This window comes from Aquiluna sp. (assembly GCF_965064355.1).
Window position 1 is genome coordinate 1 of record NZ_CBCHRQ010000014.1, and the last position, 24,241, is coordinate 24,241.

General features: G+C 53.1%; 22 protein-coding genes and 1 pseudogene. 7 read left to right on the plus strand and 16 right to left on the minus strand.

The genetic code is table 11. The features are described from left to right. Positions 1-325: 325 nt before the first annotated feature. Entirely contained in the window at positions 326-2,134 is a 1,809-nt protein-coding gene (locus AC128V_RS02515) for a GLEYA domain-containing protein (protein ID WP_482763106.1), read from the minus strand. An 80-nt stretch (positions 2,135-2,214) separates the two neighbouring features. Then, on the minus strand, positions 2,215-2,751 hold the full coding sequence (locus AC128V_RS02520) for a hypothetical protein (protein ID WP_482763107.1): 537 nt from the start codon (positions 2,749-2,751) through the stop codon (positions 2,215-2,217). 121 nt (positions 2,752-2,872) lie between these two features. Here AC128V_RS02520 and AC128V_RS02525 point away from each other — a divergent pair, with 121 nt between their 5' ends. The 3 genes from AC128V_RS02525 (at position 2,873) to AC128V_RS02535 (ending at position 6,294) form a co-directional block, all read left to right on the plus strand. Further along, the gene (locus AC128V_RS02525) at positions 2,873-3,556 is read left to right on the plus strand and encodes a response regulator transcription factor (RefSeq protein WP_482763108.1); all 684 of its coding nucleotides are present in this window, start codon (positions 2,873-2,875) and stop codon (positions 3,554-3,556) included. Further along, on the plus strand, positions 3,553-4,809 hold the full coding sequence (locus AC128V_RS02530) for a sensor histidine kinase (protein WP_482763109.1): 1,257 nt from the start codon (positions 3,553-3,555) through the stop codon (positions 4,807-4,809). The genes AC128V_RS02525 and AC128V_RS02530 overlap by 4 nt, the downstream gene beginning before the upstream one ends. A 78-nt stretch (positions 4,810-4,887) precedes the next feature. Beyond that, the gene (locus AC128V_RS02535) at positions 4,888-6,294 is read left to right on the plus strand and encodes a pyridoxal phosphate-dependent decarboxylase family protein (protein ID WP_482763110.1); all 1,407 of its coding nucleotides are present in this window, start codon (positions 4,888-4,890) and stop codon (positions 6,292-6,294) included. Here the strand turns inward: AC128V_RS02535 and AC128V_RS02540 are convergent. The 7 genes from AC128V_RS02540 to AC128V_RS02570 are packed head-to-tail and all read right to left on the minus strand — an operon-like array spanning position 6,284 to position 12,625. Then, the gene (locus AC128V_RS02540; protein WP_482763111.1) at positions 6,284-7,711 is read right to left on the minus strand and encodes an aminobutyraldehyde dehydrogenase; all 1,428 of its coding nucleotides are present in this window, start codon (positions 7,709-7,711) and stop codon (positions 6,284-6,286) included. The genes AC128V_RS02535 and AC128V_RS02540 overlap by 11 nt on opposite strands. Positions 7,712-7,715: 4 nt before the next feature. Further along, complete coding sequence (locus tag AC128V_RS02545) at positions 7,716-7,982, minus strand: hypothetical protein (protein WP_482763112.1); 267 nt, start codon at positions 7,980-7,982, stop codon at positions 7,716-7,718. Between the two features lie 6 nt (positions 7,983-7,988). Further along, entirely contained in the window at positions 7,989-9,185 is a 1,197-nt protein-coding gene (locus AC128V_RS02550) for an NAD(P)/FAD-dependent oxidoreductase (protein WP_482763113.1), read from the minus strand. A gap of 3 nt (positions 9,186-9,188) precedes the next feature. After that, positions 9,189-9,380 carry a ferredoxin gene (locus AC128V_RS02555; protein WP_482763114.1) on the minus strand — a complete coding sequence of 64 codons (192 nt, stop codon included), beginning with the start codon at positions 9,378-9,380 and terminating at the stop codon, positions 9,189-9,191. Beyond that, the gene (locus AC128V_RS02560) at positions 9,377-10,255 is read right to left on the minus strand and encodes a fumarylacetoacetate hydrolase family protein (protein WP_482763115.1); all 879 of its coding nucleotides are present in this window, start codon (positions 10,253-10,255) and stop codon (positions 9,377-9,379) included. Before AC128V_RS02560 ends, AC128V_RS02555 begins: the two co-directional genes overlap by 4 nt. Beyond that, positions 10,248-11,159, minus strand: a complete 912-nt coding sequence (locus AC128V_RS02565) for a DODA-type extradiol aromatic ring-opening family dioxygenase (protein ID WP_482763116.1) — start codon at positions 11,157-11,159, stop codon at positions 10,248-10,250. Before AC128V_RS02565 ends, AC128V_RS02560 begins: the two co-directional genes overlap by 8 nt. Before the next feature lie 2 nt (positions 11,160-11,161). Next, positions 11,162-12,625, minus strand: a complete 1,464-nt coding sequence (locus AC128V_RS02570) for an aldehyde dehydrogenase (protein ID WP_482763117.1) — start codon at positions 12,623-12,625, stop codon at positions 11,162-11,164. A 95-nt stretch (positions 12,626-12,720) separates the two neighbouring features. On the opposite strand from AC128V_RS02570, the gene AC128V_RS02575 reads away from it, so the two are divergent. Beyond that, a complete protein-coding gene (locus tag AC128V_RS02575; protein WP_482763118.1) occupies positions 12,721-13,416 on the plus strand; it encodes a gamma-glutamyl-gamma-aminobutyrate hydrolase family protein in 696 nt (231 codons plus the stop codon). Here AC128V_RS02575 and AC128V_RS02580 read toward each other — a convergent pair. After that, positions 13,406-13,903, minus strand: coding sequence for a MarR family winged helix-turn-helix transcriptional regulator (locus AC128V_RS02580; RefSeq protein WP_482763119.1), 498 nt, complete (start codon positions 13,901-13,903; stop codon positions 13,406-13,408). The two genes, AC128V_RS02575 and AC128V_RS02580, sit on opposite strands and share 11 nt — an antisense overlap. 111 nt (positions 13,904-14,014) lie before the next feature. On the opposite strand from AC128V_RS02580, the gene AC128V_RS02585 reads away from it, so the two are divergent. Beyond that, positions 14,015-15,262, plus strand: coding sequence for a cytochrome P450 (locus AC128V_RS02585; RefSeq protein WP_482763120.1), 1,248 nt, complete (start codon positions 14,015-14,017; stop codon positions 15,260-15,262). On the opposite strand, the gene AC128V_RS02590 is transcribed toward AC128V_RS02585, so the two are convergent. After that, positions 15,259-15,969 (minus strand): type 1 glutamine amidotransferase, encoded by a 711-nt coding sequence (locus AC128V_RS02590; RefSeq protein ID WP_482763121.1) that lies wholly within the window; start codon positions 15,967-15,969, stop codon positions 15,259-15,261. The genes AC128V_RS02585 and AC128V_RS02590 overlap by 4 nt on opposite strands. Before the next feature lie 130 nt (positions 15,970-16,099). Here AC128V_RS02590 and AC128V_RS02595 point away from each other — a divergent pair, with 130 nt between their 5' ends. Then, the gene (locus tag AC128V_RS02595; protein ID WP_482763122.1) at positions 16,100-17,452 is read left to right on the plus strand and encodes a glutamine synthetase family protein; all 1,353 of its coding nucleotides are present in this window, start codon (positions 16,100-16,102) and stop codon (positions 17,450-17,452) included. 44 nt (positions 17,453-17,496) lie between these two features. Here AC128V_RS02595 and AC128V_RS02600 read toward each other — a convergent pair whose 3' ends face one another. Continuing rightward, positions 17,497-18,330, minus strand: a complete 834-nt coding sequence (locus tag AC128V_RS02600; RefSeq protein WP_482763123.1) for an acetoacetate decarboxylase family protein — start codon at positions 18,328-18,330, stop codon at positions 17,497-17,499. 153 nt (positions 18,331-18,483) lie between these two features. On the opposite strand from AC128V_RS02600, the gene AC128V_RS02605 reads away from it, so the two are divergent. Continuing rightward, on the plus strand, positions 18,484-19,989 hold the full coding sequence (locus tag AC128V_RS02605) for an APC family permease (RefSeq protein ID WP_482763124.1): 1,506 nt from the start codon (positions 18,484-18,486) through the stop codon (positions 19,987-19,989). A 132-nt stretch (positions 19,990-20,121) separates the two neighbouring features. Here AC128V_RS02605 and tuf read toward each other — a convergent pair whose 3' ends face one another. The 4 genes and pseudogenes from tuf to AC128V_RS02625 form a co-directional block, all read right to left on the minus strand. Continuing rightward, the gene (gene tuf, locus AC128V_RS02610; protein ID WP_482763125.1) at positions 20,122-21,312 is read right to left on the minus strand and encodes an elongation factor Tu; all 1,191 of its coding nucleotides are present in this window, start codon (positions 21,310-21,312) and stop codon (positions 20,122-20,124) included. A gap of 102 nt (positions 21,313-21,414) precedes the next feature. Next, positions 21,415-23,517 (minus strand): elongation factor G, encoded by a 2,103-nt coding sequence (fusA, locus tag AC128V_RS02615; protein WP_482763126.1) that lies wholly within the window; start codon positions 23,515-23,517, stop codon positions 21,415-21,417. Positions 23,518-23,610: 93 nt separating this feature from the next. Next, on the minus strand, positions 23,611-24,081 hold the full coding sequence (gene rpsG, locus AC128V_RS02620) for a 30S ribosomal protein S7 (RefSeq protein ID WP_482763127.1): 471 nt from the start codon (positions 24,079-24,081) through the stop codon (positions 23,611-23,613). A 5-nt stretch (positions 24,082-24,086) separates the two neighbouring features. Next, positions 24,087-24,241: pseudogene (locus AC128V_RS02625) on the minus strand (30S ribosomal protein S12); the annotation flags it as partial.

Sequence of the window (24,241 nt, forward strand, 5' to 3'; positions counted from 1 at the left end):
CACACAGTTTTTGGAGCCAACTCAATTCGCAGAATTGCGAACCTTATTGACTGCCGTGATGCTGATGCACTGTTCTTCTGTCAACGCCCTATTTCTAGGGCCCGTTCCGATACCTTGACTCGGGCGTGTCGCAAGAAATGAACTCGCGACTACCAGAGAAAAGTTCTCAGATAAGTTATTGGTCATTAGCTGCAGCCGGCCCAGTTTCCTGTGCACATTGCTAACAGTGGTTCACACCAAAAAGGCATGAATACTCATGAACCCCGCAAGTCTGCCACATTGCCAAGGTCGAGTGCAAGTTAAAAGTGGCATTATTCTGCCGAATTTATTGAGCTATGACCTCAACCCAATGTCCTGACTTGTCGAACCCTAGATAACTGATCTTGAAACCCTCACCGGTGAGCGACTCTTTGAGCCCAATGGTGCCAACCGGTTTGTCTCTCAGGAACCTTGCATTTGAACCCGCAAGCAGCTTGATGGGGCTGGTCTGGTAGGACAGCGAGGTGTCGACCGTGTAGGCCAGCAGCCCTTCGAGATTTACTGGAAGCTTGTCTAGCTTGCTGCCTACCCTGGCCTCAATCACTAGGACTTTGGTTGGTGAGAGCCTGATCATCACGGACTTCAGTGCTGAATCTTGCCCGTCTAGCTCGGTTAGCGGTAGTCGAATGACCCCCTGGCGTGCTTGGTCAAGTGAGTAGCAGGCAAGCCTGTCTTGGTCTAGCCATCCCATTTGATAGCGGTGCCAGGCAAACAGGCCGGGACCGGAGTCGGTGTAAACATTGTCCATTAGATCCCAGATTGGCGAGGGTTTGGTGAAGTCGTTGTACTGGTGCTCCATCCCAAGGACGTGGCCTATTTCATGGGCCAACCAGATCCAACCCGTGAAATCCTGCTGGTTTCTCTGATCTGCACCTCCTACGGTTCCTCTATAGGTTGTGCGTTCGGACGGCATTCCATTTGAAGCTCCAAGAACCTCCGGAAAGGCCGGGCCATAGATGATCTTTTTGATGCCCGATGGAGGCATCACAATCACAAAGTCATAGTTTGCGTAGTTCACATCTGCATCGGCAGCGCGAATGCCGTCGGCAAAGTAGCCAACCGGATCTCCAGAGCTCCAAACGTCCATTCGGTATGAACCTGAGTCTTTTGGTATTTGGTAGTAGGTGGGGAGTATGTCAACTTCAATTTGGAGTTTTCCATATGAGTTGACTCGATAAAACTCTTCAAATTTCTCTGTGAACTTAGGGCCGATGGTTCGCGGATCGTCTGTCCCCTTTACATCCGTGAACTCGACGAAGATCATCACCGCCTTGAGATTGCCAATGCTTGGCATAAGTTGTCCAGATCGAGGAAAGCCCAGTGCCACGTCTTGCTCGGAAGTCTTAGGAGCTTGACAGTTCAATGAGGACAGCCCAGAAAGGTTGGAACTTATAGTCCCGCCAGGTGGCTTGAGAGCTTCGACTCTAAGGGATTCCTGGTGAGCCATCGCCTGGTTTGCGAGCTTCTGACTGAATCCAAAGTCAGGGCTCTTCGACCCAGGGTTGTGGAACACGAACGGGGAAAGGTTTGAGGTTCGCTGACCGCCGGGCGGAGTGACAAAGAGTTGAAATTGCTCAAGGCCATAAGCCTCACCATATTGAATACGGATTGGGTAGTAAGCCCCGGAGATTAGGTCAATAGTTCCTGATGATGCAATCGGAGCGTGAATTCCAGGTGCACTTAAGAGCGCATTCGCTGGGCTAAAACCCCGAACCGCACTTTCCCCCACCCAGACATAGCTGGCATCGTCTGAGTTTGTTGTAAAGGTCCAGGACCCGGATTTATTGGCTCGGAAGTATCCGGTCCACTGCCAGGAGAAGTAGTCCTCTTTTGATGTCGAAAACAGCACTTTAGAAAACTTGCTGGGCCCGGAAATCCGCTTTGCGTTGGAGAAGTATGTGACTTTGTCCGCAAAGTACCCTTTGTACTTGGCTCCGATTAGGCCCTGGGAGATTTGCGACCCCTTAAATGGGGTTGTCTCTGCATTGCCGGTCGAGGAGGCCATCAAGACGATGGATGCCGAGAGCGTGATGGTCGCAGCTAAAGCCAAGAGTCTGATGAACTTACCCATTGCCCCCAACTTTTTGTTATTCAACTTCACAACTCTAAATCCAAAATGGCAAAAAAGATCCCCCGCATCACACGGGGGATCTTTCTAACCCAAAGGAGGAAGGGTTATGGGCGAACCGGCCTGACTGGCTTAGTAGGTTTCTCCGGCTTCGCTGGCTTTACAGGGGCGGTACCAAGGGCAGTTATTGCTGCCTGGCGGGCAGCAACAGCTGCGGTCTTGGCTGCCTCAAAGGTCGTCTTTGCCGAAAGCTTGGCTTCAGCAGTGGCATTAGGGTCATTGCGCACAGCCTTGTAGGCGGTGGCAGAGACGGTCATCGAAGCTGCAAAAGTCTGCCCGATGGTGCGCCTGGCGGTGTTGTAGGCCACAAGTGCAGGCTTGATCTCTTCCATTGCAAGCTTGTAAGCCTCAATCTGAACCTTGAAGTTGTCTCTCGCCGAGCGGTAGGTAACCATGGCTGCCTTGAAGTCAACCATCGACGCTCTGAATGCGGCAATCGCTGCGGCATCCTTAGGGGCGACTGGAGTTGTGGTGCTTGCAGCTTCAGTAACGGTAGGTTCAGCAGCCTGGGCTGGTGCGCCAACAAACCCAAGGGTTAGGGCGGTAAGAAGTACTATGACCTGCTTTGCTCTGTTTGCGTTCATCGCTATCTCTCTCTAAGCCAGTGAGATAAGTCTCGATAGCGATTGTGTGAGATTCATGTGAGATTCACTTGGGTTGCTAGTGGAAATAGAAGCAGACCTTTTCCCGCTCTAACATGAAGCTGTGTCCAGTTTGATTCTTGTTGTCGATGACGAAGCTCCGGTTCGGGAGATGATCGGTGATGCCCTATCGCTGGCCGGCTATCGAACGCTTTCGGCAAGTGATGGCCTAGAAGCCCTCAACTTGCTCCGCTCTAATTCGGTGGACCTAATTGTTTCGGACATCAACATGCCTAAGCTCGATGGCTTTCAGCTCCTGGAAAGTCTGAGGCTCAAGGGAGATAACACTCCCTTTGTGTTGCTAACTGCCAGTAAAGAGCGCCCCCACCTAAGTACCGGGTTTCGATTGGGCGCCGATGACTTCATCGCGAAGCCATTTGGTATTGAGGAGCTAGCTCTAAGAGTCGCAGCAATCCTGCGCAGGGCAAGTGGCCACATGCCTGAGAGTAAAACCCTCACCGTCGGACCAATCGAGGTTGAAGTGAACGACTTCGTCGCGAGGCTCGACGGCAAAGAAGTCACCCTCTCTCCTACCGAATTCAAGCTCTTGGTCGCCCTTATGGAATCGAAGGGGCACGTGCTTTCAAAGCAGCAGCTGCTGGAAGACATATGGAGCATGGGCTTTGCCGATCAAACCAATGTGGTCGAGACCTACATCTCCTACCTAAGGAAAAAACTCCACACCGAATCATTCCAAGGCATCAAAACCGTTCGAGGTTTTGGCTTCAAGATTGAGGATGCTCGATGAAGCTGCAAACCAAGGTCACAGCATCGGTTGGAATTCTGATTGGGCTGGCGTCGATTGCCGTCTCCAGCGTTTCGGTGTTTATGAGCCTGGATCAAAACATCAGACAGAGTGAACAGGGTCTTGACCAACTTGCGCAATTGATTTTGGACTCAGACGACCCGATATCTACTGCATTGTTCGAGGGTTCCACGCGGGAGCTGACTGCCATCTACACAGATGAGTTTGGAGTCGAGACCTACCTACAGGAAAATGCCGGCGAAATAGGTTCGGGCGATCAGGTAACTAGAGAACTAGCCTTGCCCTTTAGTGAGTCAATCACACTAGCCGTCTCCACCGATGCGGCCTATGCAGGAGCTACGGCAACCATCGCCCCGTTGGCTCTAATCACGCTGTTTGTGATCCTGCTCGCGACTTTGGTTACCCACCTAATCTTGAAACGGGACATCTCATCGCTGAACCAAATCATTCGTCAGGCCAGAACCATCGCCATCGGTGGCGAGCGAAAGCTAGCTGAACCTCAAGGAAGCTGGGAAGTCCACACTCTTACCGATTCGCTATCCAAAATGATTCAGTCGCTCGATAATAACGAGAAGGCGCTGCAGAAGTTTCTTTCCGATGCCTCCCACGAGCTCAAGACCCCTTTGACAGTGGTTCGCGGTTACCTAGACATCCTGTCTCAGCCCAGTGTTGCCCCAGAGGTGAGACAGAGCGCAGAAAAAGCCCTCAAGCAGTCAATAAGAATGCAGAAGATTATCGATGACCTGCTGCAGTTGGCCGAGGTTAGAGGAAGCGAATCAAGGCAAGACCTCGAGCTAGACCTAACATCGCTGGTTGAAAGCGCAATTGAAGATCTTTCAAGTCTTGACTCCGTGCATCAAATCGAATCCTCAATTCAAGAATCGGTCAAGATCCAAGGCAACCCGGAGCAGATCGAAAAACTTCTGGCCAACTTGGTTGGCAACCTACATCTCCACGTCCCGGCTCGATCAAAAGTGAGAGTTCAACTCAGCCAGCAGCCGGGCAGGACTGATTTGGTTATTGAGGACTCTGGTCCGGGCTTCCCTGAGGGAATTCTCACTCCCGATGGCAAGCCAATTCGCTTTCGAAAAGGCGATGCTCAAAAATCCGGTAGCACCGGTCTTGGCATGTCTCTGATTTTCGAGGTGGTGTCAAACCACCATGGGAGTATCTCAATTGGGAGATCTGCGCTTGGTGGAGCAAGCTTCGCAATCAGCTTCCCGCACGCCAGCTAGAACTCTCAATAGCTCCTGGTTCTTGCCACTGAGTGGAAGTGAGGTGCGGCTGAGTTCGCTTCCAATAGACTGCCAAATATGCGATTCGAAGAACGCTTGAACAATGGAGCTCGAGAGTTACTGCTGGATGACGTCAAGAACAGGATTAGCCAAACCTGGTCCGAAATTGATCACCCCCGGCGAACTGAGCCGGAGCTAACGGCCGAGACCAAAGCAGTGTTGTCCACCCAACTTCCCGAAACCGGCTGGGGAGACAGGACGACCCTGGAGGCCGCCTCCAAGATTCTTGATCAATCCCTGGCCCAGTCCCGCCCTCGCTTCCTTGCCTATATCGGCTCCTCAGGTTTGGAGATTGGAGCGGTGGCAGATTTTCTAGCTGCCTCCTATGACTTCAACCTCGCCATCGACTCAAAGGCAGCTTCGCTACTTGAGCAGCAAACCGCTCGCTGGTTGGGGCAATTCGTTGGTTATCACAACGCCGAGGGGCTTTTCACCAGCGGAGGAACCGTCAGCAACCTAACCGCTCTTGCTGCAGCCAGACAGCAAGTTGATCCCGCTGCCCGCAAGCTTGGTAACACCAAGAAGTTGACTGTGTATTGCTCGGTGGAATCTCACTACTCAAACACCAGGGCTGTGGAGATTCTCGGACTGGGCTCAAACTCCATGCGTGACATCGGGGTCGATGGCAACAGAAGAATGAGGACCGATTTACTGCGGGCTCAAATCCAGAAAGACTTAGCAAGCGGCTTTACTCCGATGGCGATCATCGCCACCGCTGGCACCACATTGACTGGTGCGGTGGATCCACTGAACGAGATTGCGGACCTGGCGAATGAGTTTGGAATATGGCTGCACGTGGATGGTGCCTATGGCGCTCCAGCAGCTGGAACGCTGACCGGAGCGCCGCTGTTTGATGGAATCGACCGAGCACAATCAGTAACCATCGATGCCCACAAGTGGATGTTTGTTCCCAAGGCTTGCAGTGTGCTTTTGGTAAAAGACCTCTCAGTCCTGCAGAGCACATTTGGTCACGATGAGGCATACATGCCCCACGACACTCAAGCCGCAAATCCTGTTGACCTGACCTTGGAGTATTCGAGGCCGCTGCGCGCTCTAAAACTCTGGATGGCACTTGCAGCTTTTGGCGCGGAAGGCTTCAGGGCAGCCCTAGATAGCAACCTTGATCTTGCTCAGTACTGCTACTCGATTGCATCTGGCCGGGAAAACTTCAGAGTGCTGGATAACCGACCACAGCTCTCGGTTGTCCCGATCCAGCTTCAGCATCCAGATCCGAGTAAAACCTCGCTGCTAAATCAGCTACTGACAGAAGCTGTAGTCAAGGACGGGCGTTTCTTCCTATCGGAGGCGCAAATCGATGGCGAAACCTGGTTGAGACCTTGCTTCACCAACTTCCGCACCACACGTGAAGATGTTGATGACCTGTTCTTAGTGCTGGAAGAGGTCGCAGAGGGCATCAATCTATAGCGGACATAACGTGCTTGATTCGGGTGTAGTCCTCAAAGCCGTACATAGATAGATCTTTGCCGTAACCGGAGTGCCGATAGCCACCGTGTGGCATCTCGGGTGTCAGTGGTCCATGAGTGTTGATCCAAACCGCTCCAAAGCTAAGGTGCTTGGACATCCTCATGGCCCTAACGTGGTCCTTTGTCCAAACCGAAGCGGCCAGTCCATATTTGACATCATTAGCAAAGGCCAGTGCCTGAGCGTCATCCTTGAAGGACTGCACAGTAACAATCGGACCAAAGATTTCATCTTGAATGTGTTCGTCGGTCTGTCGTAAACCGGTGAGCAAAGTGGCGGAGTGGAAATAGCCACCATTTTGAATGGGATCATCTCCGCCAATCTCCAAGCGAGCGTGATCGGGCAGGCGATTGACAAAACCTCGAACTCTTTCGAGTTGTGCCAGGTTGTTGATCGCACCGAAGAGAATTCCGTCTTGCTCAGGGGTCCCGACCTTGGCAGATTTTTGGATAGCTGCTTTGAACAACTCGGTGAAATCAGCAACCACAGACTCATGGACCAAGAACCTTGTTGCCGCGGTGCAGTCTTGGCCACCGTTGTAGAAGGCGGCATCAACCAGTGAGTTTGCTGCTTTCTCCAAGTCGGCATCCTCAAAAATCAGCACCGGGGCCTTGCCCCCCAGCTCTAGGTGAACTCGCTTGAGGTCCAAGGCAGCAGTCTTGGCAACCTGCATTCCCGCACCCACCGAACCGGTGATAGCAATCATCTGCGGAATGGCATCCTCGACCAGCGCCTGGCCAGTAGAGCGGTCTCCTAAGACAACATTGAATGTGCCGGTCGGCAGAAACTCAGCGGCTATTTCTGCAAGTAAGAGTGTCACGGCAGGGGTGGTGTCGCTGGGCTTGAGAACAACCGTGTTTCCAGCAGCGATTGCCGGTGCAAACTTCCAGGTGGCCATTACCAGTGGGTAGTTCCAGGGCGCGATCTGACCTACCACGCCGATTGGCTCCCTGCGAATGAAAGAGGTGTGATTCCGAAGATACTCACCGGCAGCTCTGCCCTCTAAACTCCTGGCTGCTCCAGCGAAGAACCTGATCTGATTGAGAATTGCACGGGCTTCGCCCCTGACTGCCGCAAGAGGCTTTCCGGTGTCGCGCGACTCAACCGAAACAATCTCTTCCGATCTAGCCTCAATGGCATCTGCGATTTTTAGCAGTGCGAGCTGACGCTCACCTGGAGTGGATTGTCCCCAGACCTGAAAGGCGCGTGCTGAGCTCTCAAAGGCCGCATGTACCTCGGCGGCGTTAGAAATTGGAGCCTGGGCGTAGGTGATTCCGGTTGCCGGTTCAACAACATCCAAGGCTTTATCCGCATGTGACTCGACATAGTTCCCATCCACGAAGTTCTGCAGAGTGGTCACGAACTTATCCTCTCGGTGAGTTCATCAAGGCCATGCCGATGGCCAGCTGAGCCCGGTGCAGCCGGGTCACCAGTTCACCCTGACGAATGCCAAGCGCTTGGGAGACATCTGACATGGTGCGCTTCTCAAGCAAGATTCCCTGCGCCACAACCTTGAGAGCCTCCGGAAGCTCTTCGATTGCAGCTCGAAGCTTTGCGACTGGAATCTTCGATAGGTCCGGTGCTGGATCATCCTCAAAAGAAATGTCTAGATCAAAAAATGAGTTGCTCATGCGGCTCTACCTTTCAAGTACTGCTCTGTAATTTTGGACCACAGATCGATGTCCAATACCAATAACTCCGACTAAAACACCTTCCCGGGTGAATTCAAAAACACAGTCCCCTGAGCTATCTCCGTGCACCAACTTAGATGCGTCAGCAAGATATGACATTCCCAGCCCGAAAATGTGCATATCAAATTGATCGCTCCAAAAAGAGGGCAGTGGTCGGAAGACCTCGGCGGTCGCCTTTGTCGAGTTGTAGCTGGCAGCAATCTGCTGGCCAACAAATTTGGCTGACTCGGTTGGGATATTCCAGTGCTCAATCCGGCGCGGAGTTGAGTCAAAGATTGGATTTGGAAATCTAGCCACATCTCCAACGCCAAAAACATTTGGCCATGATCCACCGGAGGCCCTAACTGCTCGCAGGGATCCGTCACAGAGTAGGCCATCTGATATGTCAAGGTCGTTGCCGGCCAGCCAATCGCAGTTAGCCTCTGAGCCAATTGCTTCCACCAAGCTGTCGCAGCGGATAGTGCTGCCATCACTCAAGGCCACGGCTTCAAGCCGATTTGAGCCCACTAGTTCTCGAACGGTTGCCTGCATGTGGAAAGTAATCCCTTGTGCTTCTAGCCTAAGTTTGACTAGTGCTGAAAGCTTTTCTCCGAGTGCTCGATCCATTGGCGATTTTGAAGGAGAAACAATGTGGACTTCGCAGCCCAACTTGGTTGCGGTAGCAGCCACTTCGCAAGCGATAAAGCCGGACCCGACAATCACAATCTTGCTTCCAACCCCAAGCTTTGAGCGCAATGCCTTGGCATCTTCGAAGCTGCGCAATGCATGACGATCGCTTGGGAAGGATTCAAACCCGAGTCGTTTAGACCTTAGCCCGGTTGCAATAACGAGGTGATCGAAAAAAACTCGTTCTCCCCCGCTGATGGTGATGTGCTGATTGCTTAGGTCAGCCGCAACTGCCCCAGCCGAAAGGTTCCACTCAACATCAGCGGTAGCTGAACGCTGAGGAAATGCCACCTCAGCAAAGTCAATTTCCGCGGCTGAGAGCAGATCCTTGGAAAGTGGAGGTCTGTTATATGGAGGATGGCCCTCGTTGCCGAAGATCCTTACTGGTCCCGTATATCCGAATCTCCGCAGGCTTTCTGCCAATCGCAGGCCACCCATAGAGGCACCGACGACGACTACTCCTTCGGACACGGTCATGCACTAATCGACGATGAAAATCGCCTGCATTGGGCAAACATCAATGGCTGCTTCGATGTTTCCCAACTCAGAATCGTCTGCCGTTGCAACGTACTCAAGCTTGTCGTCCTCGTTCAGCTTGAATATCTTCGGTGCCTCAAAAACACACTGTCCGTAGTGCTGGCACTTATTCATATCCACGTTTACTTTGATCATTTTTTCTCCTCGATAGTCGATGGATAGAGGTCTTTGGAAGGGGTTCTGATTCCTCTGAACTCCCAGTCGCCACCCATGGCTGTGGAGATGACCTCTTCGCTCTCGGTGGGCTGTGCTCCGACGTCGGTCCTGATTGGAGTTGGACCAACAACGATGTGGTTTGTAAGTCGGCCGAGTCCCTCTACTTCGACCTCAACAACATCACCCGGTTGAACCGGCCTGGAGTTGGCGGGGGTTCCGCTGAAAAGCATGTCGCCTGGAACCAAGGTGATGGTTCTGGCAATGTCAGCAACTAGGTAGTGCATATCCCACTCCATGTTGTCGGTGTTGTCGTCCTGCTTCAAAACACCGTTGACGTAGGTTCGGATGTATTTGTTGCGGAAGTCCCAATCCCGAACCAAGCCCGGGCCAACCGGTGCCAAAGTGTCCGAGCCCTTTACACGGAGCATTGAGCCGGCGTCCGTGTCGCGGAAGTCGTGCAGCCCATAGTCATTGCCAACGGTGTAGCCCGCGATGTATTCGCCAGCTTCGGCTGGTGAGATGTTGCGACAGGTTTTTCCGATCACAATTACGATTTCACCCTCGTAGTTCAACCACTTGCATCCCTCGGGGCGAACTACCGCTCCTTGATGAGAATTCAGGGCGGTGATCGGTTTGTGGAAATAGGTTGGTGCAGCTGGCAACTTGGTCAAGAACTCTTGGGTTCGGGAGTCGTAGTTGAGATGCACCGCAATGATTTTTGTTGGCTCTGCAGGCGGGAGATGAATTGCGTCCTCAATCGCGACGGATCGACCGTCCGGCGCAATCAGTTGCTCACCCTGTCGCAGAACTTCTACCGGAAAGCCATCCAGCAGGATTCTTCTAGTTTCAATCACGAGATAGCACCAAATTCTTAGCGCTTGGGAATCCGGCTTCGGGCTGGGGGAACCAGACGTGAACCTGGCCCGTGCCAATCGAGTTTTCGTACTCGCTGTACATGACACCCTTGGCGGTCAGCGCCTCTTCCCCTAGCGCTCCAGCCATAGCGAGGTAGTGGAAGAAGCCTGCCTCTGGCTTGTACTTCTTGAAGGTGGCGAAGTCATCCAAGATTGCGCCGTGGTCTCCGGTTTTCATCCAATCGAGCACCTGTAGGTCATACGCATAAGCCTCTGGGGTGTAGATGTGCTTTGGATCACTGGCTTCGTGCTTGCGCAAATCGCGCAGCTTGTGGAAGGTGTGAGACAGCGCTCCAGAAGCGAGAATCAGGACCTTTCGGTTGGACTCTGCAATAGCCTCACCAATGGCGCGGCCAGCGCGAAGAAAGTCTTCCGAGGTTCCGGTCTGGCAGACCGAAACACTGATCCAGCGCTTGTCATCTAGGCCGCGACCAAGGTAGTGCCAGAGGTTGATAGTGGCGTAGAAGATTGGAAGGTGCGGATCCGAAATTGGAGTAATCCAGGTTCCGTTCTTCTCTGCCTTGCCGGCGATTAACTGAGCCAGCTCCGGATCTCCCTTGAATGAGTAGGGGACCTGCGTCATGCCTCTTGGTAACTCTTCGGAGGTAAATAGTCCTGAGCGCTCAGCAGCTGAGGTGACAACGAACTCGACAGTTGTGGCCCAGTGGCTATCCAGAACAATCACGGTGTCGTAGTCGAGAGTCTCAAAGACATCTTTACGAAGCTGCTTTAGCCCCGGAACCAGACTTAGCTCCTTGCCCTCGTTCAGGTCTTTTCGAACCGCCTCGGGGAGCATAATCGTGGGCACATGCGCGAGTAGGCCTGCGCCAAGTACTTGACCCATTTCTATTCCTTCCATCCATTTGGTGAGTAAACAGTGTTCTTCACATCAGCGTAAAAGTCGAATGACCAGGTTCCGCCATCACGACCAATTCCAGACTTCTTCGAGCCACCGAATGGAGCACGTAGGTCTCGAACGAAGAAGCAGTTAACCCAAATTGTTCCAGCCACCAAGTTCTTGGTGATTTGTTCTGCGTGCTCTTTATTGCCCGAGACCACAACGGCTGCAAGCCCGAACTCGGTGCCATTAGCCATTGCCAAAGCCTCCTGATCAGTGGAGAAGGTCTGCATGCAAAGCACCGGACCAAAGACTTCGCTGGTCACAATTTCACTTAGCGGATCGGGATTCATAACCAAAGTCGGCTTGAAATACAAACCACCGAGCTCCTGGTTTTCCGAGCCTCCCATCACGATGGAAGCGCCAGCCTCTTTTGCCCGGTTCACAAAGCCCTTGATTCGATCGAAGTGAACTGGGTGAATTTGTGGTCCGATGTCGGTGTCTTCATCGCGAGGGTCGCCCTGCTTAATCTTTAGAGCGCGTTCCTTGAACTTCTCGGCGAATTCAAAAGCCACCGACTCGTGAACCAGGATGCGCGTTCCCGAGAGGCAGACCTGACCCGCATTGTCATACTGTTCAACCGCTAGCTGAGCTGCGAGCTCCAGGTCGGCGTCTCCGAAAACCAGCAGCGGGCTCTTTCCGCCGAGCTCAAAGCTCACCGGGGTGAGGTTATCTGCAGCGGCGTGGGCGATGATTTTTGCTGTCGGCACAGATCCGGTGAATGAGATTCGTGCGATGTCCTTGTGCGCTGTGAGAGCCGCGCCTGCCTCGTTGCCAAAACCAAAGACCACGTTGAATACTCCAGCAGGAATTCCGGCTTCGATTGTGAGGTCGGCGAACAAGCTGGCACTGAGCGGAGTCCACTCCGCCGGCTTGAGCACCACGGTGTCTCCGGCAGCCAAAGCAGGTCCTATCTTCCAAGTCGCCAGCATCAGCGGGGCGTTCCACGGGGTAATCAATGCCGCAACTCCCGAAGGGTCCCAAGAAATCTTGTTGGTGTGGCCGCGGGTCTCGAAGTCGGGGTGGCTCAGCTGATTCATTGCCCAGTCGGCAAAGAAGCGAATGTTCATGGCAGCTCTAGGCATGACTCCTCGACGATGTGAGCGAAGCAGCGAGCCATTGTCTAAAGTCTCGACGTTGGCCAAAAGCTCGACATTCTCTTCAATTAGGTCCGCGAGTCTGAACAAAAGTTTTCCTCGGCCCTCTGGGCCAAGAGCTGCCCAAGCCGGGAAGGCTGTTTTTGCTGCCTGCACCGCCATGTCAATCTCTTGCTTGCCGCCTCGAGAGATTTGGCCCAACTCCGACATATCAATCGGTGAAAGGTCGGTGTATGTTTCTGCAGACGCAATGCGATTTCCGCCAATAAAGTGTCTTGTATCAATGTCAACACCGAAAACATGAGCTTTACTCACGGGGTCTCCCTAAAATCATTTGGACACTAATGATTTAGATTAGAACATCTGATTCGCTAGGCCCTGCGAATCTTTATAACAATTTAGGAAGAACGATGGAATTCAGACCCCGAATCGCAATTCTTGGCCGATTGGCCGAGTCGACTTCAGTCACCAGATACGCAGGCGTGGTGAATGCTAGAAGACTTCTCGAAGCGGTTCACGCCGCTGGCGGCGAACCCATCACACTGTTGCCGACCAAAGATTCCGACTGGAGCACGGTCCTGGCTGGTTTCTCGGGTGTTCTCATGCCTGGAGGTTCAGATATAAACCCTTTGCGTTATGGCGAGCAACCAAACAGCGATGAGCTCTACGGCATTGATGACCTTCAAGACGAAGTGGACTTTTCACTCGCTCGTTTCGCGCTAGATAGGGCCATGCCCTACTTCGCTATCTGCCGCGGCTTTCAGGTGACCAACGTAGCCCTGGGTGGCTCGCTGATTCAAGACATGACCGAGCACCACCGGAATCACATCTCAGAACTCAACTTCGAGGAATCAGGGATGCAGCTTGGACTAGAGCCAGGTCCGCTAAAGACCTCGTGCTATCACCACCAAGCTATTGCTCGCCTGGGGGATGGTATTGAGGTGCTCGGCAAGTCCACCGATGGCTACGTCGAGGCGGTTCGATACCCATCTGCGGGTTGGGCTTACGGAGTGCAGTGGCACCCAGAGGATAACTACCAATCCGAGGCGGGACAGTTAGGGATGCTCAAGCGCTTCGTACAACAAGCGAGTGCTTTCAAGCTTTAGCGGTATGGCTAGCGATCAGTCGCAGCAGCCTTGAAATATCGGCCTTCTCCTGGCTACTGAGCACACTGGCAACCTGAGTTTCTTCTTGGTTGAACTGCGGAAACAGGCCATCCATGAGAGCACTGCCGGCTTTGGTGAGGCTGACATCGACCAGGCGACCGTCGTTTTTTCCGCGGTCTCGCACCAGATAACCCCTGCCCTCCAAAGTCTTCATGACGCCGGTTAGTGTTCCCTTGGAAATGCCACTTTCGCGCGCAACCTCGCGAGTCTCAACTGGCCCCCAGATCCAAACCACCCAAAGCACCACAAAGCCAGTCCAGGAAAGATTATGTGCCTGCAACACCGAGCGCTCTAGGTGGTTGCGAAGATTATTTGAGGCACGGAAGATATTGGCCACTACTGCCATTGATTCGAAGTCGAGAGCTTTAGAGCCCAACACGAGGCTGACTTGGCGCTCGGTTTCTGTGATGGTGTGAATCCCAGCCATGGCCCCTAAATTTCTCAAAGTTTGTATCACTATTGTAAAGCCGCTAGTCCGAAGCACCTTAAGTTAGCTAGAGTCATTATTGTTAGCATCCAAACGACATAAGGATTCCTGATGAGCTCAGCGTCGAGTATCAACCTCGCAGATCTAGATCTTTTTTCCCAGGGCGCACCCTGGGCAGCCTTTAGAGAGCTTCGGGAGAAGTCTCCAATTCACTGGTGTGAGGAAGAGGCGCCCAACAGTGGCTTTTGGGCGGTAACCAGGTACCACGACATCGTCAAAGTCCTGCGCGACTCCGAGACCTTCACTTCTGAGCGATTCACAAATCTGGAGGAAGTAGATGCTGAGCAGGAGCAAGCCCGGCGCTCACTGTTGGAGACTGATGGTTCTAGGCACCGTGCGCTTAGAAGACTGCTGCAAGGACAGTTCACGCCGCAGGCGGTGTCGGTTTACGAGACCTTCCTTAGGGGCTTGACGGCCACCACGCTGGACAATGCCTTGGCCAAGGGCACTTTCGATTTTGTTACCGAGGTAGCGGCGGACTTCCCAATTCAGGTGTTGGCCAAGCTACTCGATGTCCCAGAGTCTGATACCGGCAAGCTAATTGACTGGGGAAACCGCATGATTGGTTTCGATGACCCAGAGCACGCGGATGTCTTAATCAGCGATCCGGACAGTGAAAAGTACCGCCTGATTCCATTCCGATCACCGGCAGCTCTTGAGCTATACGCGTATGGCGATGAATTGGCGCGGGAACGCACGGGTAAAGATGGCACGGATCTAGTTTCGGTGCTGGTGAACAACCCGATGAGTGATGGCGTGCCGTTGACTGAGCGCGACTTCCACACCAACTTCTTGCTGCTTGTGGTTGCCGGTAATGAGACCACCCGTCACACCATTAGCCACACCTTCAACAACCTGCTGCAAAACCCATCGCAACTTGAGTTGCTCCAGGAGAACCCAGAGCTAATCCCTTGGGCAGTGGAGGAATTCTTGCGCTTTGCCAGCCCGGTCTATCACTTCAGAAGGACTGCGACCAAAGACGTAGAGCTAAATGGCCAATTGATTAAAGCTGGCGACAAGGTCGTTACCTGGTTTGCATCCGGAAACCGTGACGCAGCTGTTTTCGACAATGCAGATGTGATGGATGTGCTCAGAAATCCAAACGAGCACATGACCTTTGGTCGCGGTGGCCCTCACATGTGCCTCGGCAATGCGCTAGCAAGAATTGAACTAAGAGTCATGTTTGAAGATTTGATTGGCCGAATTTCCTCTGCCAAGCGGGTCGGCGAAATCGACTTCTTGAGATCAAATTTTGTGCATGGAATCAAGCGTATGCAGGTGGAGATTAGTTCTCGCTAAATCAGTTTGGCGACGTGTTTTAGGAATCCGTCGACCAACGCAAAGCTGCGCTTTTCGGACTCGGCCTCTTCGGCCAAAGTTTGAGCCATCATGATATCTGGATCTTGTCCATCCTCAATCACTTTCTTATCCCCGCCCCAGGCCAACCAGTCCTTCAGGCCCGCTGCATTAATCTCAGGGTGAAACTGTATCGCCAGGGATTTGTTGATGATAAACGCCTGAGAGGCGATCGGATTCCTAGCGATTTCAACTGCACCTTCGGGCAGTTGCCAGCGGTCGTAGTGAAATTGGAACCATGGACCATTAGACACAATTTCCGGAGCCTCGCTCCAGATCGACTTCCAGCCAATCTCACACTGTGGGCCGCGCGCAACACTACCCCCCATTGACCTAGCAATTAGCTGACCGCCGAAGCAGATGCCTAACACCGGCTTGTTTTGTGTTACAGCAGTGCGAATCCAGTCGAGCTCCGGCTGCAGCCAGTTTCCGATGCAGGCATCGTCCCAGGCGCCCCAGGGAGCACCCATTGGAATAATGAGGTCGTAATCATCAAGGTCAGGAAACTGAAAGTTGGCCTGGTTTGGCGAGCTGAACAGGTGCTCAGGGACAACAGTTCGCTCTTCAATCTCAAATCCATGGTGGCGCAAGCGCTCCGAAACAGGGCCAGTTGGGCTCACATGATCATGCTGAATAAACAGGGCCTTCATGGAACTCCTTTTAAATCACGCAAAGATAACTTTTGCGCTCTAGTCTGCCATTGAGTAGATTCAGATACTATTCTGTCGTTTGTTCCCAAACGACAGTTTGGTTGGTCCAAAAAGTGACAAAGGAGTTACATTGGCTCTCGACTTAGGCGCATTGAAAGAGTCCCTACGCCAGCGGGGAATCGACGTTCTGCGAGTTATGTATTCGGACGTGCTGGGAATCCCTCGGTCCAAAGACCTGCTGGTAAGCAACTTAGATCGTTCCGCGCATGGTGGACCGACCTTTTGTCAGGGAATTTGGAACACCAATACTCAGGGTGGTGTGCTGGATGCAGCAAACATCCTTAGCGACGGTCTTCAGGACCTAGTCGGGCAAATCGAACCCGAGAGCATCACACCCATGCCCTGGGAGCCGGGGGTCGCCTACGTCATTATGGACGCACGCGAACCAAACGGTAAGCCCAACCTCTTCTCACCGCGCACGGCTCTACAGCTGGTCATCGCCAAGTACCAAGAGCTGGGTTTACGTCCGATCGTTGGCCCTGAGCTCGAGTTCTACATCGCCGATCGAACCCCAGAGGGCGGCTTCAAGCGCTCGCTGACCGCAACCGGCAGGGCTTACACCACCGGATCGCTGGTGGACCCTCACGGCACATTCCTTCACCTGATGCGAATGCTGGACCAGATGAACATTGGCGTTTACGCCGGCAACCACGAATTCAGCCCAAGTCAGTACGAAATCAACCTTTGGCACTCTGACGCGCTAGACGCTGCAGACCGTACCTTGATGTTCAAGGCCGCAATCAAGGACATCGTGCACCGTACCGGTCAGCACGCCACCTTTATGGGGAAGCCATGGAGCGATGAAGGCGGCAGTGGTTTCCACCTTCACTTCTCGGTGGTTGACGCCAACGGCAAGAACTTGATGGATAACGGAAGTGGTGAGCTCTCTGAGGTGGCCCAGCACCTAATCGCAGGTATCACCGCGCACGCTTCCGGTCTAACCGCTTTGACAAACCCTTCGATCAACGCCTTCAAGCGTCTCGGCCCAGACACGCTGGCTCCATTCCGGGCCAACTGGGGTTACGACAACCGCAGCTGCATGGTGAGAATACCTCCTGAGCGTGGCAGTGGAACGCGCCTTGAGGTGCGCGTTGGAGACGGCGCAGCTAATCCGTACCTAATGATCGCTGGAATTCTGAGTGCTGGACTGCTGGGTATTCTCAACAAGCTTGAGTGCCCAGAAGCTGCCGAGGGAATGGCCTACGAAAACGAAGCTGCTCCAATTCTGCCAACCACCTTTACCGATGCACTCGATGCACTTGAAGAAGACAACGAGCTTCGCGGTCTGATTTCGGACAGCCTGATTGAGATTTTCCTGACCCTGAAGCGAGATGAGCTCGAACGCTACAACTCAGAAGTCGGACCACTCCACGGTCGCACCGTGAGCGAGTGGGAAATCCGCGAATACATGGAGGACTTCTAAACCAAAGTAACCGCCCTCAGATATTTAGGGGCGATCAGTTGGATTTAGATGTTGGGGTTCGAGAAGTCCTTGACTAGGGTGCCGCCGTTGAAGGTCACCCCAACTTCACGGAAATAGCCCCCGAGAATTTCCTGAACCGGAAGAATCGAACCGAGCTCGTCCCAACGTGAATCGAAAAGATTGAGCTCTGCATCGCCAACCCAAGGAGTTCCCAGATCAGCGTCGACGCCGCCCATGGTGATCAGCTGATCCATGGAGTTTCCCAGTCCAGGTGTGATTGACGGCATCCAACGACTGTGCAGCATCTTGTGTCCATTTACAAAGCCGTTGTGCTCCGATTGCGCACGAAGTGTGACAACTGCCTCTGCCAATCTGTGGTCGTTGGCTGCGATGCTTGCTCCAAACTTGGCCCCGGCTTCTAGCCTCGGGGTCGCTTGCCCACGGTTGTAAACGCGAGTCGCGTGAATTGAACCCAACTTCTTTGGGTAACCCTGGAACCAGCCTCTGGCAATTGCGAAGTCCTTAGAAACCCAGATAGCTACACACCTTGAATAGGTGACTCCCTCGAACTTGCACCTAACAACCACGAAAGCTTCCATATACTGCGATCTAACTGGATCGAGTAGCTCTTGCTTATCCGTGCTGCAGGACTGCCAATCCGCCCAAATCAATGCGACTGCTCCTGGCTCTTCATCTGCCAACTCAAGCTCTGGGGGGAGGATTGCTCGGACATTCTTAGGATCTGTCAAATACTCAACGGTCAGCAGGGTTCCAGAGTAGAACCACGGCATGTGAGGAATGATTGCACTTTTGCCAGAAGGCGTCTTTGGGGCGAGAAACCCACTTAGTTCGGTCATATCATCAAGAATAGCAATCATTTGCTTTCAAACGATTTTCCCATTTATCACTTTATAACGATTTGATTTAGAACTTTCTCAAGTGCCTAAATCCTTCACCAAACCGGATTGATTTGCGCCAATGTAGAACGTAGTCGTTTGTGTCAAAACGACCAAAACTCAATGAGGAGAATTATGTCGCAAAAAAACGGATCGGCCGGGTCTCTCAAATCCGGAAAACTTGGAGTTTTAAGTATTGTCTTCTTCGTGGTAGCCGCCTCCGCCCCTCTTGTGGGAATGACCGGTGCGGTTCCAGTAGCAATGCTCGCTGGCAACGGAGCTGCTGCTCCAGGTGCTTACCTTGCAGTTGGTCTAATCCTGATGTTGTTCAGCGTCGGCTACGCCGCCATGAGCAGTCGGGTCACCAATACAGGCGCTTTTTTCGCTTACGTTGGCAGAGGTCTTGGTGCTAATGCTGGTGTTGCATCCGCCTTTGTATCAATCGTCTCTTACATAACCATTCAGCTGGCTATCTATGGCTTCTTCGGAGGCGTGCTGGCTGGCCAAATGGGGGCTATGGGGATTGAACTTCCCTGGTATGTATGGTCTTTGGCTGCCTGGGCGCTAGTCACCGGTCTTTCACTACTCAGTGTCGACATCGGAGCCAAGCTTCTAGGTGTTTTGCTTGTAGTCGAGCTCGCTGCACTGCTGATCACCGCAGCTGTGATTTTGATTGACGGCGGCCCTGAAGGTCTAAACTTCGGAGCTTCCTTCTCGCCAGATCAGATTCTTGCGGGTGGCTTTGCTGGTGGTGCAGGTATCGCTATTGCTTTTGCTGTGGCTTCATACATTGGCTTCGAGGCAACCGCAATCTACGGTGAGGAGTCGATTGACCCTAAGCGCTCAGTGCCTAAGGCAACCTACTTGGCTATTGGACTAATCACCGTTGTATTCGCATTCACCTCCTTCGCGATGGTCACCGGTATGGGAGCCTCCAAGATTTTTGATGAGGTTATTGCTCGTTCAGCAATCGATGGCGTCCCACTGGCCGACCCAGCCGCTGTGCTCTTCTCGCTGGCGAACCAGTACGTTGGTCCATGGATGACCACTGTTATGGGTTGGTTGGTACTCACTAGCCTGTTTGCCGGTCTGTTGGCATTTCAGAACGCCAGCGCTCGCTACTTCTTTGCAATGGGTCGTGGCGGTGTTCTACCGGCTAGCTTTGGAAAGACCAACGCAGCTGGTGCTCCATCGTTTGGTGTAATTGCAACCTCGGTTCTCGCCGCAGCTGTAATGATCATCTTCGCAATTGCCGGTCTGGACCCAGTTCTCAACCTGTTCTTCTGGATGAGCGCTGTTACGGTTATCGCCCTTTTGATAGTCGAGGTGCTGGTTTCCGTGGCAGTTGTGCGCTTTTTCAAGCAGAACGGTGGCGAGAACCTCTGGAGGTCAACCATCGCACCTGTGGCCTCGGCAATTCTGTTGCTACTGGCGCTCTACCTACTGATGAGCCGCTTCAACCTGCTCGCCGGCACCGTGCCAGAAGGGGTTGACCCATCACTACCTGAGAGCGCATGGCAGCTCAACGGTCTTGGCTGGTTCCTCGTCTTGCTGCCATTCATCGCCGGAGTAATCGGTTATGTATGGGCTCTAATCAACAAGAGCGAGAAGAACGAACTGACCAAGGACATGCTCTCCTAATAGCAGCACTGCGATCAAACCCACCCAAAGCAATTTGGGTGGGTTTGATTCTTTTGGCAGGCCTTTAGCTCAAACAGACAAAGCAAAACCCCCTCGGAGAACCGAGGGGGTTTTGACTAATTCTTTACAGAATTACTTGTTGATCTTGGTGACGGTACCAGCACCTACAGTGCGGCCACCCTCACGGATAGCGAAACGCTGTCCCTCTTCAAGCGCAATCGGCTGAATTAGGTCAACGGTCATGTTGGTGGTGTCACCAGGCATAACCATCTCGGTACCAGCTGGCAGGGTGATAACACCGGTTACGTCAGTGGTACGGATGTAGAACTGTGGACGGTAGTTCGCGTAGAACGGGTTGTGACGGCCACCCTCATCCTTTGAAAGGATGTAGACGTTAGCGTCAAAGTTGGTGTGAGGAGTAACCGAACCAGGCTTTACAACAACCTGGCCACGCTCTACGTCTTCACGCTTGGTTCCACGTAGTAGTAGACCTACGTTCTCACCAGCTTCTGCGTAGTCCAAGAGCTTGCGGAACATCTCGATACCGGTAACGGTGGTCTTCTGCTTGTCGCGGATTCCAACGATCTCAACTTCTTCGTTCACCTTGATGGTGCCACGCTCGATCTTGCCGGTGATAACGGTTCCACGACCAGTGATGGTGAAAACGTCTTCAACAGGCATAAGGAATGCCTTATCGGTGTCACGAACAGGCTCAGGAACGTTGCTGTCAACTGCATCCATAAGAGCTAGAACAGTCTCGCCCCACTTAGCGTCACCCTCAAGTGCCTTTAGTGCGGAAACCTGAATAACAGGTGCGTTGTCGCCGTCGAACTCGTACATGGATAGAAGTTCGCGAACCTCAACCTCTACTAGCTCTAGGATCTCAGCGTCGTCAACCATGTCGGACTTGTTTAGAGCCACAACGATGTAAGGAACGCCAACCTGGCGAGCAAGAAGCACGTGCTCCTTGGTCTGAGGCATCGGGCCGTCGGTTGCTGCAACCACAAGGATCGCACCATCCATCTGTGCCGCACCGGTGATCATGTTCTTGATGTAGTCAGCGTGACCTGGAGCGTCTACGTGAGCGTAGTGGCGCTTCTCAGTCTGGTACTCAACGTGAGAGATGTTGATGGTAATACCGCGCTGCTTCTCCTCTGGGGAGTTGTCAATCTGGTCGAACGCGTAAGAAGCGTTCAAGGTTGGGTACTTGTCGTGAAGTACTTTGGTGATAGCCGCAGTCAGAGTCGTCTTACCGTGGTCAACGTGACCAATGGTTCCGATGTTGACGTGCGGCTTGGTGCGCTCGAATTTCGCCTTAGCCATTGTGGGTCCTCCTGATGGATCCGTAGTAAATCATCGACCGGAAGGCCGACTCTGATTTGGGGTTAACAGACTTTCTATCCTAGTCAAAGTTGCGAGTATTGACTACTCGCCCTTTGCTTTCTGAACGATCTCGTCAGCGACGTTCCTTGGAACCTCGGCGTAGGTCTCGAATGTCATCGAGTACACCGCGCGTCCAGAGGTCTTGGAACGAAGGTCACCAACATAACCGAACATCTCGGATAGTGGAACCAGAGCACGGACAACCTTCACGCCACTGGCGTCGTCCATGGACTGGATCTGCCCGCGCCTGGAGTTTAGGTCACCGATAACGTCGCCCATGTATTCCTCAGGGGTACGTACCTCGACGGCCATCAACGGCTCGAGCAGAACTGGGTTAGCAAGACGAGCGGCCTCCTTGAAGACCATCGAACCTGCAAGCTTAAACGCCATTTCGGAAGAGTCAACGTCGTGGTAGGCACCATCTAGCAGGGTCGCCTTGACGCCCACTACTGGGTAACCAGCCAAAACACCGGACTGCATCGCATCACGCATACCTGCGTCAACGGATGGGATGTACTCGCGTGGCACACGACCACCGGTAACGCCATCTACGAACTCGTAGGTCTTGTCGCCCACGACCTCCATTGGCTCAAGCTTGATCTGCACCTTTGCGAACTGACCTGAACCACCGGTCTGCTTCTTGTGGGTGTAGTCGTGCTTGTCCACGGTACGACGAATGGTCTCGCGGTATGCAACCTGTGGCTTACCTACGTTTGCCTCAACCTTGAACTCGCGACGCATACGGTCAACCAAGATGTCAAGGTGAAGCTCGCCCATACCGGAGATAACGGTCTGACCGGTCTCGTGGTCGTGCTCAACGCGGAAGGTTGGGTCTTCTTCTGCAAGCTTCTGGATAGCTAGACCTAGCTTCTCCTGGTCACCCTTGGTCTTCGGCTCAATTGCAACCGAGATCACTGGCTCTGGGAAGGTCATGGTCTCTAGAACGATCTGGTGATCTGGATCACAAAGGGTGTCACCGGTGGTGGTGTCCTTTAGACCGATCGCAGCGTAGATGTGGCCTGCGGTTACCGAGTCAACTGGGTTTTCCTTGTTGGCGTGCATCTGGAATAGCTTTCCGATGCGCTCCTTGCGGCCCTTAGTTGAGTTGATGACCTGGGTACCTGACTCTGCGTGACCGGAGTAAACGCGGATGTAGGTTAGGCGACCAAAGAATGGGTGGGTCATAACCTTGAACGCCAAAGCAGCAAAAGGCTCCTTGACATCAGGCTTACGAGAAATGCGGTTCTCCTCGTCACGAGGGTCACCACCTTCGGTAGCTGGAACATCTAGCGGTGAAGGTAGGTAGTCAATAACAGCGTCAAGCATCGGCTGTACACCCTTGTTCTTGAAGGCAGAGCCACAAAGAATTGGGTACATGATGGAGTTGACGGTTAGGTGACGGATACCGGTCTTGATCTCAGCAACGGTTAGCTCTTCGCCTGCGAAGTACTTCTCCATTAGAGCTTCTGAGGTATCCGCAACAGCCTCAATAAGCTGAGCGCGGTACTCGTCGGCTTTAGCCTGCATGTCTGCAGGGATAGCTTCGATCTCGTACTTTGCACCCAACTCAACGTCTCCACGCCAGGTCAGTGCGCGCATCTCAACTAGGTCGATAACACCCTGGAAGTCGCTCTCAGCACCGATTGGAAGCTGGATAACTAATGGCTTTGCACCTAGACGCTCAACGATGGTCTTTACGGTGAAGTAGAAGTCCGCACCCATCTTGTCCATCTTGTTCACAAAGCAGATACGAGGAACGTCGTACTTGTCGGCCTGGCGCCAAACGGTCTCAGACTGAGGCTCAACACCTTCCTTGCCATCAAATACCGCAACTGCACCGTCAAGTACACGAAGAGAACGCTCAACCTCAACGGTGAAGTCCACGTGTCCCGGGGTGTCAATGATGTTGATCTGGTTGCTGTTCCAGAAACAGGTGGTTGCAGCCGAGGTAATGGTGATACCGCGCTCCTGCTCCTGCTCCATCCAGTCCATGGTGGCGGCACCGTCGTGCACCTCACCGATCTTGTGAGTAATACCGGTGTAGTACAGGATTCGCTCAGTGGTAGTGGTCTTACCGGCGTCAATGTGAGCCATGATGCCGATGTTGCGAACCTTGTTCAGGTCGGTGAGCACGTCTTGTGCCACGGTTGCCTCCGAAGTTTGAGTTGAGTTACTTGGTTAATGAGTACATCCGCCAGGAAAACGCTGGGTGAACAGCTCTGGCGGATGTTTGCTGGCTTACCAGCGGTAGTGTGCGAATGCCTTGTTGGACTCTGCCATCTTGTGAGTGTCCTCACGACGCTTTACAGCAGCACCTAGGCCGTTGGAAGCATCAAGCAGCTCGTTCATTAGACGCTCGGTCATGGTCTTCTCGCGACGAGACTTTGCGTAGGTAACCAACCAGCGCATGGCCAAGGTGTTAGCACGGTGGCTCTTTACCTCGATTGGCACCTGGTAGGTCGAACCACCAACACGGCGGGAGCGAACCTCGACGGTTGGACGAATGTTGTCCAGCGCCTTCTTAAGGATTACTACTGGGTCGTCACCGGTCTTGCGGTTGGTGCCCTCAAGAGCACCGTAAACGATCGACTCAGCAAGAGACTTCTTGCCGTGTAGCAAAATCTTGTTTACCAGCTGGGATACAACTGGAGAGCCGTAAACCGGGTCGGATACGACTGGACGCTTAGCAACTGGGCCTTTACGTGGCATTTAGATTACTTACCCTTCTTTGCACCGTATTGGCTACGAGCCTGCTTACGGTTCTTTACTGCCTGGGTGTCTAGTGCGCCACGAATGATCTTGTAGCGAACACCTGGCAAATCCTTAACACGGCCACCGCGCACGAGCACCATCGAGTGCTCCTGTAGGT

Excerpts from the sequence above, each read along its gene's own strand:
- AC128V_RS02520 (WP_482763107.1), bottom strand. The coding sequence starts at position 2,751 with ATGAACGCAAACAGAGCAAAGCAGGTCATAGTACTTCTTACCGCCCTA.
- AC128V_RS02530 (WP_482763109.1), top strand. The coding sequence starts at position 3,553 with ATGAAGCTGCAAACCAAGGTCACAGCATCGGTTGGAATTCTGATTGGG.
- AC128V_RS02535 (WP_482763110.1), top strand. The coding sequence starts at position 4,888 with ATGCGATTCGAAGAACGCTTGAACAATGGAGCTCGAGAGTTACTGCTG.
- AC128V_RS02545 (WP_482763112.1), bottom strand. The coding sequence starts at position 7,982 with ATGAGCAACTCATTTTTTGATCTAGACATTTCTTTTGAGGATGATCCA.
- AC128V_RS02550 (WP_482763113.1), bottom strand. The coding sequence starts at position 9,185 with ATGACCGTGTCCGAAGGAGTAGTCGTCGTCGGTGCCTCTATGGGTGGC.
- AC128V_RS02555 (WP_482763114.1), bottom strand. The coding sequence starts at position 9,380 with ATGATCAAAGTAAACGTGGATATGAATAAGTGCCAGCACTACGGACAG.
- AC128V_RS02565 (WP_482763116.1), bottom strand. The coding sequence starts at position 11,159 with ATGGGTCAAGTACTTGGCGCAGGCCTACTCGCGCATGTGCCCACGATT.
- AC128V_RS02575 (WP_482763118.1), top strand. The coding sequence starts at position 12,721 with ATGGAATTCAGACCCCGAATCGCAATTCTTGGCCGATTGGCCGAGTCG.
- AC128V_RS02580 (WP_482763119.1), bottom strand. The coding sequence starts at position 13,903 with ATGGCTGGGATTCACACCATCACAGAAACCGAGCGCCAAGTCAGCCTC.
- AC128V_RS02585 (WP_482763120.1), top strand. The coding sequence starts at position 14,015 with ATGAGCTCAGCGTCGAGTATCAACCTCGCAGATCTAGATCTTTTTTCC.
- AC128V_RS02590 (WP_482763121.1), bottom strand. The coding sequence starts at position 15,969 with ATGAAGGCCCTGTTTATTCAGCATGATCATGTGAGCCCAACTGGCCCT.
- AC128V_RS02600 (WP_482763123.1), bottom strand. The coding sequence starts at position 18,330 with ATGATTGCTATTCTTGATGATATGACCGAACTAAGTGGGTTTCTCGCC.
- AC128V_RS02605 (WP_482763124.1), top strand. The coding sequence starts at position 18,484 with ATGTCGCAAAAAAACGGATCGGCCGGGTCTCTCAAATCCGGAAAACTT.
- tuf (WP_482763125.1), bottom strand. The coding sequence starts at position 21,312 with ATGGCTAAGGCGAAATTCGAGCGCACCAAGCCGCACGTCAACATCGGA.
- rpsG (WP_482763127.1), bottom strand. The coding sequence starts at position 24,081 with ATGCCACGTAAAGGCCCAGTTGCTAAGCGTCCAGTCGTATCCGACCCG.